The sequence below is a fragment of the Streptomyces sp. KR80 genome (assembly GCF_052245555.1).
GTDB lineage: Bacteria > Actinomycetota > Actinomycetes > Streptomycetales > Streptomycetaceae > Streptomyces.
This window is the reverse complement of the sequence record NZ_JBQQCD010000004.1, coordinates 272,417-286,657: the sequence shown is the minus strand read 5'-3', so window position 1 is coordinate 286,657 and position 14,241 is coordinate 272,417. Positions and strand designations below refer to the sequence as shown.

The window sequence follows — 14,241 nt, the reverse complement described above, 5'->3', positions numbered from 1 at the left end:
TACCGAACAGTTCCGGCCACGTCAGCGCCGCTCGGCCTTGGCGCTGCGGGACATCATCTCCTTGAGGGCGACGAGCGGCGGCTTCCCCTCGTGGACGATGCCGACGACCGTCTCGGTGATGGGCATGTCGACCCCGTGACGGCGAGCCAGATCGAGCACGGACTGGCAGGACTTGACGCCCTCCGCGGTCTGCTTGGTGACCGCGATGGTCTCCTCCAGCGTCATGCCCCGGCCGAGGTTGGTGCCGAAAGTGTGGTTGCGGGAGAGCGGCGAGGAGCACGTGGCGACCAGGTCGCCCATGCCCGCCAGACCGGCGAAGGTGTGGGCGTCCGCACCCATCGCCAGGCCGAGCCGGCTGGTCTCGGCCAGCCCCCGGGTGATGAGCGACGCCTTGGCGTTGTCGCCGAGCCCCATGCCGTCGGCGATGCCCACCGCCAGCGCGATGACGTTCTTGACCGCGCCGCCCAGTTCACAGCCGACCACGTCGGTGTTGGTGTACGGGCGGAAGTACGGGGTGTGGCAGGCGGCCTGGAGCCGTTGCGCCACCTCTTCGTCGACGCACGCGACCACCGCGGCGGCGGGCTGCCGGGCGGCGATCTCCTTCGCGAGATTGGGCCCGGTCAGCACGGCGACCCGGCTCCTGACGTCCCCTCCGGCGTCAGCAGCTCCCGGCGCCTTGCCGACCACCTCCTCGATGACCTCGCTCATCCGCTTCGCGGTGCCGAGTTCGACGCCCTTCATCAGGCTGACCAGCACGGTGTCGGAGGGCAGCAGCGGCGCCCACCGCGCGAGGTTGCCGCGCAACGTCTGCGAGGGCACGGCGAGCACCGTGAACTCCGCTCCGCGGGCGGCCTCCGCGGGGTCGGTGGTGGCGCCGATCGATGCGGGCAGTTCGATGCCGGGCAAGTAGTCCGGGTTCGTACGGCCCGTGTTGATGGCCGCCACGAGCTCCGCACGGCGGCCCCAGAGGGTCACCTCGCAGCCGGCGTCGGCGAGCACCATCGCGAATGCAGTGCCCCAGGATCCGGTGCCGAAGACCGCGCAGCGCGTCACTTGCTCTCCTCCTGCTCCCGCTCCCTGGCGTTCCCCGCGGTCGCCGCCCGTTTCTGCGCCTTCCTGCGCTGCTCCGCGCGGGCCGTTCGGTGGTCGTACGGCTCGTCCGGTGCGGGTTCGCCCCGGATCTCGGAGAGGAGTTCGGTGACCGCCGCCATGATCTGGTCGGTTGCGGCACGCAGCACCTCGGCCGTCGGCTCCACCCCGTAGTACGCGGACAGGTCCACCGGCGGACCGGCCTTCACATGCAGCGTCTTACGCGGGAACAGCCGCGGCCACTCCTCGGCGTACGGCGGCATTGCCTGGTTCGCGCCCCACTGAGCGACGGGGATGACCGGCGCCTTGGTGAGCAGTGCGACGCGCGCCGCACCGGTCTTGCCCTGCATCGGCCAGTGGTCGGGGTCGCGGGTGAGGGTGCCCTCGGGGTAGAACGCGACGCACTCCCCGCGCTCGATGGCGTCGACGGCGGCGCGGAAGGCGCCTATGGCGTCCGTGGACTCGCGGTAGACGGGGATCTGGCCGGTGCCGCGGAGCATCATGCCGACGAACGGCGCCTTGAAGAGGCCGGCCTTCGCCAGGAATCGCGGGACACGGCCGCTGTTGTACTGGAAGTGCGCATACGAGAGCGGGTCGAGATACGAGTTGTGGTTGACCGCGGTGATGAAACCGCCGTCCTCCGGGATGTGCTCCATTCCCTGCCAGTCCCGCTTGAACAGCACCACCAACGGCGGTTTTGCGATCACCGCGGCCAGGCGGTACCAGAAGCCGATTCTGCGGCGGGACACTCGGACACCCTCCTCATGGGACCTGCTGAGCTGCGGACGGACAGCCGCACAAGTGTGGCCCCAGGCTCCCGCTCTGTCGAGAACACGGTAACCCCGCAGGTCCCGGGTGGCTGCGGCGGCGGTCGCGTGGGGGTACCCCCAGCGGTAGCTGGGGGGAAGGTGAGAATGAGGCCGATGCGAAGAGTCGGAAGCGTCCGAGAGGCTGCCGAGGGCCACGGCGGATGGTCGCTGGTGGTCCCGCTCAAACCGCTGTCCGCGGCGAAGAGCAGGCTCACACCCGCCGCCGGGGACGGTCTGAGACCGGGACTGGCGTTGGCCTTCGCCCAGGACACGGTGGTCGCCGCGCTGGCCTGTGCCCGTGTGAGGGAGGTCGTGGTCGTCACCGACGATCAACTGGCGGCGGCGGAAGTGGCCGCCCTGGGGGCGTGGGCGGTGCCGGACGCCCCCGGTGCCGGGCTGAACGCCGCGCTGGCCCACGGTGCGCGGATCGTCCGCGGAAGCCGCCCGGACGCCCCGGTGGCTGCCCTGAGCGCCGACCTTCCGGCCCTGCGGACGGCGGATCTGGAACGCGCACTCGCGGCCGCGGACGCTTTTCCCCGGGCATTTCTGACCGATGCGGCGGGAATCGGAACCACATTTCTGGCGGCGGCGCGAGGCGTGGACCTCGCCCCGGCTTTCGGAGGGCTGTCCCGGGACCGGCACCTGGCTTCCGGGGCACGGGAGATCCTGCTGAACGACCTCGATTCGATGCGCCGCGATGTGGACACCGGCACTGATCTGCGCGCGGCTCTGGCGCTGGGCGTGGGCGCCCACACGGCCCGGCTCTGGGCCACGGCAGAGGTCCGGCCGCGTCCGGCACCCGAGGCGGAGGGGCCGGCCCAGTACTCGGAGACCTGAGCCGGAGACATCGGCGGTTCCGGACGGCGACTATGGTGAGGCCCATGCAGGCGACCGCGTACACGTACGACCCCGAAACCCGGTCCGGCAGCGTGCTGCTCGACGACGGCACACCGCTGTCCTTCGGCGCGGAGGCGTTCGACGCGGGCGGGCTGCGGTTGCTGAGGCCCGGACAGCGCGTGCGGATCGAGCTGGCGGGTGAGGGCGAGAGCCGCAGAATCTCCCTGGTCACGCTGCAGACCCTCTGAGGGCCGGCGCTCCAGGAGACCGCGCCGAGGCCGGGCACAGCCCCCAGGCGGCGAAAAACACCGCGGGCCGGGCTCCCCGAGGGGAGTCCGGCCCGGCGCGTGAGGATCTACCTCTTGGCTGCCGACTTCTTGGCGGTGGTCTTGCGCGCTGTGGCCCTGCGCGCCGGGGCCTTCTTGGCCGTGACCTTCTTGGCCGGAGCCTTCTTCGCAGTGACCTTCTTGGCCGTGACCTTCTTGGCCGGGGCCTTCTTCGCAGTGACCTTCTTCGCTGGAGCCTTCCTGGCCGGAGCCTTCTTGGCTGCCGCCTTCTTGCCCACGGCCTTCTTGGCCGCCGCCTTCTTCGCCGGGGCCGCCTTCTTGGCCACGGCCTTCTTGCCCGCCGCCTTCTTCGCCGCCACCTGGAGGCTGCCCTTGGGGGCCTTCTTCACCGCCACCTCACCGCCCCGCGGCAGCTTCTTCGAGCCGCTGACCAGGTCCTTGAAGCCCTGACCCGCGCGGAAGCGGGGCACCGAGGTCTTCTTGACCCGCACCCGCTCGCCGGTCTGCGGGTTACGGGCGTACCGGGCCGGGCGGTCCACCTTCTCGAACGAACCGAAACCGGTGACCGAAACACGGTCTCCGGCGACAACTGCACGCACGATCGCGTCCAGTACCGCGTCGACAGCCTCGGCGGCGTTCTGCCGCCCACCGAGCTTGTCGGCAATCGCTTCCACCAGCTGCGCCTTGTTCACGTCTTCCCCTTCGGAGACATTGCCGGAACGAAAGTGTTCAAGCTTTTTCGCACGTTAGGCAGATATATACCGCAAATCAAACACGAAACGGGCTAATCACCCTTGTGCCGCAACGAACTCGACCGTCACACCAGCTCCGTCGACCTCACTCGTCTTCGGGGAACCGACCCTCGTCGAGGTCCTTCATGAACTGGTCCAGACGCCTTGCCGCACCGGCGAGATCACGCTTCGCCGCAGCAGTGATGACCAGCAGGTTCCGGGACAGCGCCATCCGTACGCCCTCCGGGACTTGCAGCGAGCGCACCCTTGTGTGCGCTTCCTTGAGCCGGCCCGCGACGGCCTCGTAGAGCTCGAGTTGGCTGTCGCGGTCCATGCACCGATTGTGCCATCTGAGGCGAGTTGTCGCTTAGTGGGATGTCAACGGCGTCCCCGGACGCCACTGCGCCCCCTGCCGTGCGGCAGAGGGCGCAGTGCGGGAAGCGCGCTGATCAGCGGCGATCAGACCCCCAGAGTCCGGGGCTTGAAGGCCGGGCGAGTCGCCTCGTACGCGGCGATGTCGGCCTCGTTCTTCAGAGTGAGGCTGATGTCGTCCAGTCCCTCCAGCAATCGCCAGCGGGCGTTCTCGTCGAGCTCGAACTCGGCGGTCAGCTGGGATCCGTCCGGGGCCTGGGCCCGGACCTGCCGCGCCACGAGGTCGACGGTGATCTCCGCGGTCGGATCGGCCTCGCTCAGCTCCCACAGCTGCTCCACCGTCTGCTGCGGCAGCACGACCGTGAGCAGGCCGTTCTTGAGCGAATTGCCGCGGAAGATGTCGGCGAAACGGGAGGAGATCACGGCCTTGAAACCGTAGTTCTGCAGGGCCCAGACGGCGTGCTCGCGGGAGGAGCCGGTGCCGAAGTCGGAACCGGCCACCAGCACCGTCGCGCCCTGCCGCTCAGGGCGGTTCAGCACGAACTCCGGGTCCTTGCGCCAGGCCTCGAAGAGCCCGTCCTCAAAGCCGTCGCGGGTGACCTTCTTGAGCCAGTGCGCCGGGATGATCTGGTCGGTGTCGACGTTGCTGCGGCGCAGCGGGACGGCCCGGCCGGTGTGCGTGGTGAAAGCGTCCATGGTTCTCAGGCCTCCACGAGGGTCGGGGCGTCGGCGAGGTCGGCGGGCGAGGCGAGGTGGCCGAGGACCGCGGTGGCGGCGGCAACCTGCGGCGACACCAGGTGGGTACGGCCGCCCTTGCCCTGCCGTCCCTCGAAGTTGCGGTTGGAGGTGGATGCGGAGCGCTCGCCGGGCTTCAGCTGGTCGGGGTTCATGCCCAGGCACATCGAGCAGCCCGCGTGGCGCCACTCGGCACCGGCCGCGGTGAACACCTTGTCCAGCCCTTCCTCGACGGCCTGCAGCGCGACCCGTACGGAGCCGGGGACCACCAACATCCGGACGCTCTCGGCGACCTGGCGGCCGTCCAGGATCGCGGCCGCGGAGCGCAGGTCCTCGATCCGCCCATTGGTGCAGGAGCCTACGAACACGGTGTCCACGGAGATCTCGCGGAGCGGCTGCCCCGGCGCCAACCCCATGTATTCCAGGGCCTTTTCGGCGGCGAAGCGCTCCGAAGCATCTACGTACGAGGCCGGGTCGGGCACCGTGGCCGACAGCGGCGCGCCCTGGCCGGGGTTGGTGCCCCAGGTGACGAACGGGGCCAGCTCGGCGGCGTCGATGACCACCTCGTGGTCGAAGACGGCGTCCTCGTCGGTGCGCAGGGTCCGCCAGTACTCGACCGCGGCGTCCCAGTCGGCGCCCTCGGGAGCGTGGGCGCGGTCCTTGAGGTAGGCGAAGGTGGTCTCGTCCGGGGCGATCATGCCGGCCCGGGCGCCCGCCTCGATGGACATGTTGCAGATGGTCATCCGGGCTTCCATCGAGAGCTGCTCGATGGCCGAGCCGCGGTACTCGATCACATACCCCTGACCGCCGCCGGTGCCGATGCGGGCGATGATCGCCAGGATCAGGTCCTTGGCGGTGACGCCCTCGGGCAGCTCGCCGTCGACGGTGATCGCCATGGTCTTGAAGGGGGCCATCGGCAGCGTCTGCGTGGCCAGCACATGCTCGACCTGGCTGGTGCCGATGCCGAAGGCCAGCGCACCGAAGGCGCCGTGGGTGGAGGTGTGACTGTCACCGCAGACCACCGTCATGCCCGGCTGGGTCAGTCCCAGCTGCGGGCCCACGACGTGGACGACGCCCTGCTCGACGTCGCCCAGCGGGTGCAGCCGTACACCGAACTCGGTGCAGTTCTTGCGCAGCGTCTCCAGCTGGGTGCGCGAGACCGGGTCGGCGATCGGCTTGTCGATGTCGAGAGTGGGGGTGTTGTGGTCCTCGGTGGCGATGGTGAGGTCGGTGCGACGCACCGGGCGGCTGTTCTTGCGGAGCCCGTCGAAGGCCTGCGGGCTGGTCACCTCGTGCAGCAGGTGCAGATCGATGAAGAGAAGGTCGGGCTCGCCTTCGGCGCGCCGGACGACGTGGTCGTCCCAGACCTTCTCCGCCAGTGTCCGTCCCATCGCTTTCCCTCCGGCCGGCCGGTTGCCGGCCCTGCTCGATTCCTCTGCCCCGGCCCGAGCCCCGTACCGGTCGGTGCCCGTCGGGCCGTGGTCGTCGGCCCGTCATCCCAGAGTGACGGGTTCCGCAGAAAATTGAACTTGCGTTTCATAGAGTGAGACGCGAGTATCGTTGCATGGACAACTCTAGCGGCGTCGGCGTTCTCGACAAGGCAGCGCTGGTCCTCAGCGCCCTCGAATCAGGTCCGGCCACCTTGGCCGGCCTCGTCGCCGCGACCGGTCTCGCCCGCCCCACGGCGCACCGGCTCGCGGTGGCTCTGGAGCACCACCGCATGGTGGCGCGGGACATGCAGGGCCGGTTCATCCTCGGTCCCCGGCTGGCCGAGCTGGCCGCGGCGGCCGGCGAGGACCGGTTGCTGGCCACGGCCGGGCCGGTGCTCACCCACCTACGCGATGTGACCGGCGAGAGCGCCCAGCTCTACCGGCGCCAGGGCGATATGCGGATCTGCGTGGCCGCGGCGGAGCGGCTGTCCGGACTGCGGGACACGGTGCCCGTGGGCTCCACGTTGCCCATGAAGGCCGGCTCTGCGGCCCAGATCCTGATGGCCTGGGAGGAGCCGGAGCGGCTGCACCGCGGTCTCCAGGGCGCCCGCTTCACGGCGACCGCGCTGTCGGGCGTACGGCGTCGGGGCTGGGCTCAGTCGATCGGTGAACGGGAGCCGGGCGTGGCCTCGGTCTCCGCGCCGGTGCGCGGGCCGTCCAACCGCGTGGTCGCCGCGGTCTCGGTCTCCGGACCGATCGAGCGGCTGACCCGTCACCCGGGCCGGATGCACGCCCAGGCGGTCGTCGACGCGGCCGGGCGGCTGACCGAGGCGCTGCGGCGCAGCACCTGAGCCCGGGCCGCAGCCCAACGCGAAAGCCCCTCCGCGAGGAGGGGCTTTCCGATGCGTACCCCCGACCGGATTCGAACCGGCGCTACCGCCTTGAGAGGGCGGCGTGCTAGGCCGCTACACAACGGGGGCCCTGGCGATCCTTGTCTCGTCGCCGCCTCCGGGGGCGACCCGGATGGTGGCGGAAGGAAGGATCAGTACCCCCGACCGGATTCGAACCGGCGCTACTGCCTTGAGAGGGCAGCGTGCTAGGCCGCTACACAACGGGGGCTTGGCACTTCTGATCAAGAGATTCACAACCCGCGATCTCTTGCTGGGGTACCAGGACTCGAACCTAGACTAACTGAACCAGAATCAGTCGTGCTGCCAATTACACCATACCCCACCAAAACGCAACCCCCTGCGGGGTTTTGTTCGGTTGACGCTCTCCGACTCCGGCCTCTCGGCCCGCTCGGGCGGCGCAGGAAGAACATTACCCGATGCCGGACGGCGCTCCAAAACGGGTATCCCCGCGCGGCGGCCCTGTTCTGCCCTGCGACCTCCGCAGGGGGCACCCCCAGCGGTAGCACCGCGCCTGAGGGGCGGCAGCAGCGCAAGCTGCCACCCCGCAGGCTCATACGCGACGCGTTACGCCGTCAGCTTCGCCAGCGCGGCATCGACGCGGGCCAGGGTGCGCTCCCGCCCCAGCACCTCCAGCGACTCGAAGAGCGGCAGGCCGACCGTACGGCCGGTGACCGCGACGCGGACCGGAGCCTGGGCCTTGCCGAGCTTCAGACCGTGCTCCTCGCCCGCGGCGAGGACGGCCTCCTTCAAGGCCTCGGCGTTCCACTGGGCGGCGGCCAGCTTCTCGCGGGCGGTCTTCAGGATGGCGTCGGCGCCCGGCTTCATGGCCTTCTGCCAGGACGCCTCGTCCTCGACGGGCTCGTCCAGGAAGAGGAAGTCGACGTTGGCCGTGATGTCGGAGAGGACGGTGAGGCGGGTCTGGGCCAGGGCCGCCAGGGCCTCGAACGCGGCGGCGTCGAACGCCTCCGGGGCCCACGGCGCCTGCGGGCCCTTCAGCCAGGGACCGCAGGCCTCGATGAAGTCCTTCACGTCCATCCGGCGGATGTGATCGGCGTTGATCGCCTCTGCCTTCTTCAGGTCGAAGCGCGCCGGGTTGGCGTTGACGTCGGAGATGTCGAAGGCGGCGACCATCTCGTCCATCGTGAAGACGTCACGGTCGGCGGCGAGCGACCAGCCCAGCAATGAGAGGTAGTTGAGCAGCCCCTCGGGCAGGAAGCCGCGCTCGCGGTAGAGGTTCAGCGAGGACTGCGGGTCACGCTTGGAGAGCTTCTTGTTGCCCTCGCCCATGACATAGGGCAGGTGGCCGAACTGCGGGGTGGTGCCCTTGCCGACGCCGATCTCGGCCAGCGCCCCGTACAGCGCGATCTGGCGCGGGGTGGAGGACAACAGGTCCTCGCCGCGCAGCACGTGCGTGATCTCCATCAGCGCGTCGTCGACCGGGTTGACCAGCGTGTAGAGCGGGGCGCCGTTGGCCCGGACGAGCCCAAAGTCGGAGACGTTCTCCGGGGTGAAGGTCAGCTCGCCGCGCACCAGGTCGGTGAAGGTGATCGGCCGGTCCGGCATCCGGAACCGGATGATCGGAGTGCGGTCCTCGCGCTCGTACGCCTCGACCTGCCCGGCGGTCAGGTCACGGCACATGCCGTCGTAGCCGGAGGGCCGGCCGGCGGCGCGGGCGGCCTCGCGGCGCTCTTCCAGCTCCTCGGCAGTGCAGTAGCAGGGGTACGCGAAGCCGCGCTCCCGGAGCTTGCGGGCGACGTCGGCGTAGATGTCCATGCGCTGCGACTGGCGGTACGGCGCGTGCGGGCCGCCCACCTCGGGGCCCTCGTCCCAGTCGAAGCCGAGCCAGTGGAAGGACTCCAGGAGCTGGTTGTAGGACTCCTCGGAGTCACGGGCCGCGTCGGTGTCCTCGATGCGGAAGACCAGCGTGCCGCCGGTGTGCCGGGCGTACGCCCAGTTGAACAGGGCGCTGCGGATCAGGCCGACATGGGGGTTGCCGGTCGGGGAGGGACAGAAACGTACGCGTACGGGTGCGCTAGCCACGCTTGATCACCTTGTTGGTGAGAGTGCCGATGCCTTCGATGGTGACGGCGACCTCGTCGCCGACGTTGAGCGGGCCTACCCCCGCCGGGGAGCCGGTGAGGAGAATGTCGCCGGGAAGCAGCGTCATCGCCTCGCTGACGTGCACGATCAGGTCCTCGATCGACCGGATCATGTCGCTCGTACGGCCCAGCTGGCGCTGCTCACCGTTGACCGTGCACATGATCCCCAGGTCACCGGGGTCGAGGTCGGTCTCCACCCAGGGGCCGAGCGGGCAGGAGGTGTCGAACCCCTTGGCCCGGGCCCACTGGATCTCCCGCTGCTGGACGTCACGGGCGGTGACGTCGTTGGCGCAGGTGTAGCCGAGGACGACATCCCGCACCCGCTCGCGCGGGACCTCGCGGCACATCCGGCCGATGACCACGGCCAGCTCGGCCTCGTGGTGGAGCTCGTTGGAGAACGAGGGGTACGCGATGGGGTCGCCGGGGCCGATCACGGCGGTGGACGGCTTGAAGAAGGCGACCGGGAGGTCAGGGACCTCGTTGCCCAGCTCGGCGGCGTGTTCGGCGTAGTTGCGGCCGATCGCGACGACCTTGCTGGGCAGGACGGGCGGCAGCAGGCGGACCTTGCTCAGCGGGACTTTCTGTCCGGAGCGCTCGAACTCGGCGAAAGGGTGGCCCTTGATGATGTCGAGGACGGGCCCTTCCTGGGCGGAAGGGTCACCCTCCACCACGCCGAAGGCGACGTTGCCGTCGAGGGAGAACCTGGCGATGCGCACGGGAAGCCTTCACTGATCACGGCCGGGAGACTGATACTTCAGGCTATCGCGGCCCCGTGCGCCGCCAGGGTCGACCCGTCCGGCTACTCCGGCGCGTCGACCAGGGTCGTGCGGCGCGGGTTCGCGGTCTGCACAGGCAGTTCGATCACGGGCAGTTCGACGGAGTGCTCCGGGATCTCGGTTCCCACGATTCCCACGGTTCCCAGCTCCTCGGCGTCCGTGAGGTGCGCCAGCGTGGTGCGTCGCGGGTTCGCTATGTTGCGGAACATCATCGTCGTCTTCACCGGTGTGTGCCTCGCGTCATCGCTTGTCGTTCGGGCTTTCTGTGTCAAGCGACAGGCTAGGCGCGCATTTCCCAGGAGATCACTGAAAGATGCGCCGCGTGGTCTGTGAGCTTGCTCACCGAGACTTCGGAAAACATCGCAATTCGGTCACCAAATCCAGGGGGTTAAAACGGACATTTCTTGACGTAAGCGACCCTTACCGACCCGATCCCCGCTACTGGGACACCAAGCCCGGCAGCGCTCCTGGCAGGGAAAAGTCCGTTATCCCCGACTTCGGTTCTACGTACCGTCGCGCATTATTCACACAGCGTCATGGATATGACGGTCTCCCCCGCTGCCCTTGTTGGAGATCCTGCACTGTGCTGGAATTCCACGGACCGCCGGGGCCAATGTTCCCCACAATGACTCGACACCGTCCCGCCGTTCACGCGGAGGGGCGCCTGGTCCAGAGGTTGCGACGCTAGTGCAGGGACGTTTCAACAGGGATGGCAGCGCTGCGGCGGCTCATGAGCCACGCGGCGGGACCGACCGCGCCTCCTCGCCCGAGCGCGCCCAAAGTGCCGGCACCACGCCGGACAACCAAGGCTCGGCCAGCCTTGCGCACAGCGCGCAAGGCGACGGCCAGGCCGGTATACGGCCACAGGCAAAGCCGACGCCCGGGCCGGGCTCACGCCTGGCCTTGCGCAACTGGCGGATCAGCACCCGCCTCGTCTCACTGCTGGCGCTGCCCGTCGTCGCCGCGACGACCCTGGGCGGATTGCGCATCGACACGTCGATGGACAACCTCCAGCAGCTCGACAACATGAAGCTGCTGACCGAGATGACCAAGCAGGCCACCGAGCTGGCATCGGCGCTCCAGGAGGAGCGCGACCACTCGGCGGGCCCGCTGGCCAACGGTGACGAGAAGAACGACGACGTCGTCTACACCCGGGACAAGACCGACCGGGCGAAGCAGGCGTTCCGCGAGGCCACCCAGGAGATCGAGGCCTCGAACGAAGAGGACCTGGTCGGCGTCAACTCCTCGCTGGTCAACATCCTCAAGCAGCTCGAGAAGATCAAGTCGATCCGCAACGCCGCGTACAACGACGACGAGTACATCGCGCAGACCGTCAGCGGCTACAACGAGCTCATCTCCTCCCTGCTGTCGCTCTCCCAGGACATGGCGCAGGCCACCAGCAACAGCGAGATGATCCGCAGCACCCGCGCCCTGGCGTCGTTCTCCTCGGCCAAGGAGTTCGCGTCCATGCAGCGCGCGGTCATCGCCGCCGGTCTCGCCCACGAGCCCAAGCCGAAGCTCTCCGCCAACGACCGGCTCTTCGGCCAGTCGGCGCAGGAGAGCGAGGAGTCCTCCCTGGCGCAGTTCATCCAGGTCTACGACGGCAGTTCCAGCTCCCAGGAGCTGCTGCAGGCCCTGGACGACGGCGGCAACGCGATCATCACCGAGGCGGACACCTACGCCGCCCGGGTCCTGAAGACCGACGGCCAGATCTCCAGCGAGAACCGCTCGTACAAGGACTGGTACGACCAGGACACCACCAAGATCGACGAGATGTCGCGGATCGAGCAGACGCTGCTCTCCGAGATGGAGGAGAAGGCACGCGAGCTGCGCGCCGGTGCCCAGCGCGAAGCCATCATCAACGGTGCCGTCATCCTGCTCGTCCTCGGCGTCTCGCTCGTCGGCGCGTTCGTCGTGGCCCGCTCCATGGTCCGCTCGCTGCGGCGGCTGCAGGACACCGCGCAGGACGTCTCGCAGAAGCGGCTGCCCGAGCTGGTCAAGCAGCTCTCCGAGTCCGACCCGCAGGATGTCGACACCTCCGTCGAGTCCGTCGGTGTGCACAGCCGGGACGAGATCGGCCGGGTGGCCGCGGCGTTCGACGACGTGCACCGCGAGGCGGTCCGGCTGGCCGCCGAGCAGGCGCTGCTGCGGGGCAACGTCAACGCGATGTTCACCAACCTCTCGCGCCGCAGCCAGGGCCTCATCCAGCGCCAGCTCTCGCTGATCTCCGAGCTGGAGAGCCGCGAGGCCGACCCGGACCAGCTGTCCTCGCTGTTCAAGCTGGACCACCTGGCGACCCGTATGCGCCGGAACGGTGAGAACCTCCTGGTCCTCGCGGGCGAGGAGCCCGGTCGCCGCTGGACCCGCCCGGTCCCGCTGGTGGACGTGCTCCGCGCCGCGGCCTCCGAGGTGGAGCAGTACGAGCGCATCGAGCTCAGCTCGGTTCCGACCACCGAGGTCGCGGGCCGCGTGGTCAACGACCTCGTGCACCTGCTCGCCGAGCTGCTGGAGAACGCGACATCGTTCTCCTCACCGCAGACGAAGGTCAAGGTCACCGGTCACGCACTGCCCGACGGGCGGGTGCTGGTCGAGATCCACGACACCGGTATCGGTCTCTCGCCGGAGGACCTGGCGGCGATCAACGAGCGGCTGGCCAGCCCGCCCACCGTGGACGTCTCGGTGTCCCGGCGCATGGGTCTGTTCGTGGTCGGCCGGCTGTCGCTGCGCCACGGCATCCGCATCCAGCTGCGCCCCTCGGACTCCGGCGGCACGACCGCGCTCGTCATGCTGCCGGTCGATGTGGCGCAGGGAGCCTCGAAGTCCGGCAAGCCCGGGGGCTCACCCTCCGACGGCGCCCCGGCCGGCCGGCTCGCGGGCATGACGCCGCGCGGACAGGTGCCGGGCGGCGGCTCGCGCCCCGCGCTGCCGGGGGCCGACGAGCCCAGGCAGCAGGGCCGTACGAGCAGCGGGCTGCCGACGCGTACGGGCAGCGGTGCCGGTGCGGGCGCTCCCGCAGGCGGATCCTTCGGCGGCCCGGCAGGGGCGGGCGCAGGCTTCGCCCAGGGCGGCCGGACCGGGAACTTCGACAACGCACCGCGCCAGGACGCCGGCGGCTTCGGCTCCCAGGGCCGCAGCGGCCCCGGTACGTCCGCGGGCCCGGCGGGCCGGGACAGCGGCGGCCGGGGCGGTGGCGGCTGGAACGGTCGCGACGGCGAAGGGGCCGGCGACGGCGCGCGTCCCGCGCTGCCCGCGACCGGTGGCCCTCGGTCCGCCCAGGGCGGTCGCCCGCAGCTGCCGCCGCGCGGACCTGCCGGCGAGCTGCCCGGTGGCTCCGGCCGACCGGGCGACCCGGCCGACACACAGCGCCCCGGCACCAGCTGGGGTGCCCGCCAGGGCGCCGACGACTGGCCCACCACGGCTCCCCGGGACACCGCGGACACCCCGCGTGGCCACGAGGACGTCGACGCCGGCGCGCGGCGCCCCCGTGCGGACCGGGGCGGCCCGCAGTCCGACGGGCAGTCGCCGCACGACACCGGCCAGTACGCCCTGGCGCCGTCCGAGCTGGACGCCCTGCCGGGGACCTCCGGCCCCGGCGACGGGCGCACCCCGCTCTTCGACACCCTGGAGTCCGACTGGTTCCGTGGCGGGCCCAACCGCGAGCAGGCGCCGGCCGAGCGGCCGGCTCCTCCGACCCCGCCCGCGCCGCCCCGGCCCACCGGACGGCCCTCGTCCGGTGCACCACCGCAGCCCAGTGTGCCGCCGCAGCCCACGCACCGGCCCTCGCCCCCCGTGCCGCCGATGCCGCGGCGGGAACCGGCCCACAGCGACGGTGGCGCCCACGCCACCGCCGAGTGGCGGACTTCCCCCAACGACGAGCTGGGCCGGCAGGCCGAGCGGGTCCGGCAGCCGGCAGCCGGTGGCGTCACCACCTCCGGGCTGCCGCGCCGAGTGCCTCGTGCCAACCTTGTCGCGGGCACCGCCGCGCAGTCGCAGGCGACCCGCACCGGTCCCCAGGTCTCGCGCGCGCCCGATGATGTGCGCGGGCGGCTGACCAATCTCCGCCGGGGCATCCAGCAGGGCCGTCAGGCCGGCTCGCCCCCGGACGATGGTCGCGGCAGTAACAATCAAGGCTTCGGCCCCACTTACCAGCAGGAGCGTTAGTTGA

General features: G+C 70.3%; 13 protein-coding genes and 3 tRNA genes. 4 read left to right on the top strand and 12 right to left on the bottom strand.

Annotated elements, in window-relative coordinates; all coding sequences use genetic code 11:
• Positions 1-21 precede the first annotated feature (21 nt).
• Positions 22-1,053, bottom strand: a complete 1,032-nt coding sequence (locus ACTWQI_RS08805) for an NAD(P)H-dependent glycerol-3-phosphate dehydrogenase (RefSeq protein ID WP_443269112.1) — start codon at positions 1,051-1,053, stop codon at positions 22-24.
• On the bottom strand, positions 1,050-1,838 hold the full coding sequence (locus ACTWQI_RS08800; RefSeq protein WP_443269110.1) for a lysophospholipid acyltransferase family protein: 789 nt from the start codon (positions 1,836-1,838) through the stop codon (positions 1,050-1,052). The genes ACTWQI_RS08805 and ACTWQI_RS08800 overlap by 4 nt, the downstream gene beginning before the upstream one ends.
• Positions 1,839-2,012: 174 nt before the next feature.
• On the opposite strand from ACTWQI_RS08800, the gene cofC reads away from it, so the two are divergent.
• A complete protein-coding gene (gene cofC / locus ACTWQI_RS08795) occupies positions 2,013-2,735 on the top strand; it encodes a 2-phospho-L-lactate guanylyltransferase (protein ID WP_443269108.1) in 723 nt (240 codons plus the stop codon).
• 44 nt (positions 2,736-2,779) lie between these two features.
• The gene (locus ACTWQI_RS08790) at positions 2,780-2,983 is read left to right on the top strand and encodes a hypothetical protein (protein WP_443269106.1); all 204 of its coding nucleotides are present in this window, start codon (positions 2,780-2,782) and stop codon (positions 2,981-2,983) included.
• A gap of 107 nt (positions 2,984-3,090) precedes the next feature.
• Here ACTWQI_RS08790 and ACTWQI_RS08785 read toward each other — a convergent pair whose 3' ends face one another.
• The 4 genes from ACTWQI_RS08785 to leuC all read right to left on the bottom strand — a co-directional run bounded on the left by ACTWQI_RS08785 (position 3,091) and on the right by leuC (position 6,251).
• Positions 3,091-3,714 carry an HU family DNA-binding protein gene (locus ACTWQI_RS08785; RefSeq protein WP_443269104.1) on the bottom strand — a complete coding sequence of 208 codons (624 nt, stop codon included), beginning with the start codon at positions 3,712-3,714 and terminating at the stop codon, positions 3,091-3,093.
• A 145-nt stretch (positions 3,715-3,859) separates the two neighbouring features.
• Positions 3,860-4,087, bottom strand: a complete 228-nt coding sequence (locus ACTWQI_RS08780; protein WP_443269102.1) for a hypothetical protein — start codon at positions 4,085-4,087, stop codon at positions 3,860-3,862.
• A gap of 125 nt (positions 4,088-4,212) precedes the next feature.
• Complete coding sequence (leuD, locus tag ACTWQI_RS08775) at positions 4,213-4,821, bottom strand: 3-isopropylmalate dehydratase small subunit (protein WP_443269101.1); 609 nt, start codon at positions 4,819-4,821, stop codon at positions 4,213-4,215.
• 5 nt (positions 4,822-4,826) lie between these two features.
• A complete protein-coding gene (gene leuC / locus ACTWQI_RS08770) occupies positions 4,827-6,251 on the bottom strand; it encodes a 3-isopropylmalate dehydratase large subunit (RefSeq protein ID WP_443269099.1) in 1,425 nt (474 codons plus the stop codon).
• A gap of 173 nt (positions 6,252-6,424) precedes the next feature.
• Between leuC and ndgR the strand changes: the two genes are divergently transcribed.
• Entirely contained in the window at positions 6,425-7,141 is a 717-nt protein-coding gene (gene ndgR, locus ACTWQI_RS08765) for an IclR family transcriptional regulator NdgR (RefSeq protein ID WP_443269097.1), read from the top strand.
• Positions 7,142-7,197: 56 nt separating this feature from the next.
• Here ndgR and ACTWQI_RS08760 read toward each other — a convergent pair.
• The 6 genes from ACTWQI_RS08760 to ACTWQI_RS08735 all read right to left on the bottom strand — a co-directional run bounded on the left by ACTWQI_RS08760 (position 7,198) and on the right by ACTWQI_RS08735 (position 10,300).
• Positions 7,198-7,270 (bottom strand) — tRNA-Glu (locus ACTWQI_RS08760).
• A 66-nt stretch (positions 7,271-7,336) separates the two neighbouring features.
• Positions 7,337-7,409: transfer RNA gene (locus ACTWQI_RS08755), tRNA-Glu, on the bottom strand.
• A 42-nt stretch (positions 7,410-7,451) separates the two neighbouring features.
• Positions 7,452-7,523 (bottom strand) — tRNA-Gln (locus ACTWQI_RS08750).
• 242 nt (positions 7,524-7,765) lie between these two features.
• Positions 7,766-9,241 (bottom strand): glutamate--tRNA ligase, encoded by a 1,476-nt coding sequence (gene gltX / locus ACTWQI_RS08745; RefSeq protein ID WP_443269095.1) that lies wholly within the window; start codon positions 9,239-9,241, stop codon positions 7,766-7,768.
• Positions 9,234-10,016: a fumarylacetoacetate hydrolase family protein gene (locus ACTWQI_RS08740; RefSeq protein WP_443269093.1), complete on the bottom strand. Its 783-nt coding sequence runs from the start codon at positions 10,014-10,016 to the stop codon at positions 9,234-9,236. The genes gltX and ACTWQI_RS08740 overlap by 8 nt, the downstream gene beginning before the upstream one ends.
• Positions 10,017-10,099: 83 nt before the next feature.
• Complete coding sequence (locus tag ACTWQI_RS08735; RefSeq protein WP_443269091.1) at positions 10,100-10,300, bottom strand: hypothetical protein; 201 nt, start codon at positions 10,298-10,300, stop codon at positions 10,100-10,102.
• Positions 10,301-10,763: 463 nt separating this feature from the next.
• On the opposite strand from ACTWQI_RS08735, the gene ACTWQI_RS08730 reads away from it, so the two are divergent.
• A complete protein-coding gene (locus ACTWQI_RS08730) occupies positions 10,764-14,237 on the top strand; it encodes a nitrate- and nitrite sensing domain-containing protein (RefSeq protein ID WP_443269089.1) in 3,474 nt (1,157 codons plus the stop codon).
• The last annotated feature ends 4 nt before the right edge of the window (positions 14,238-14,241 follow it).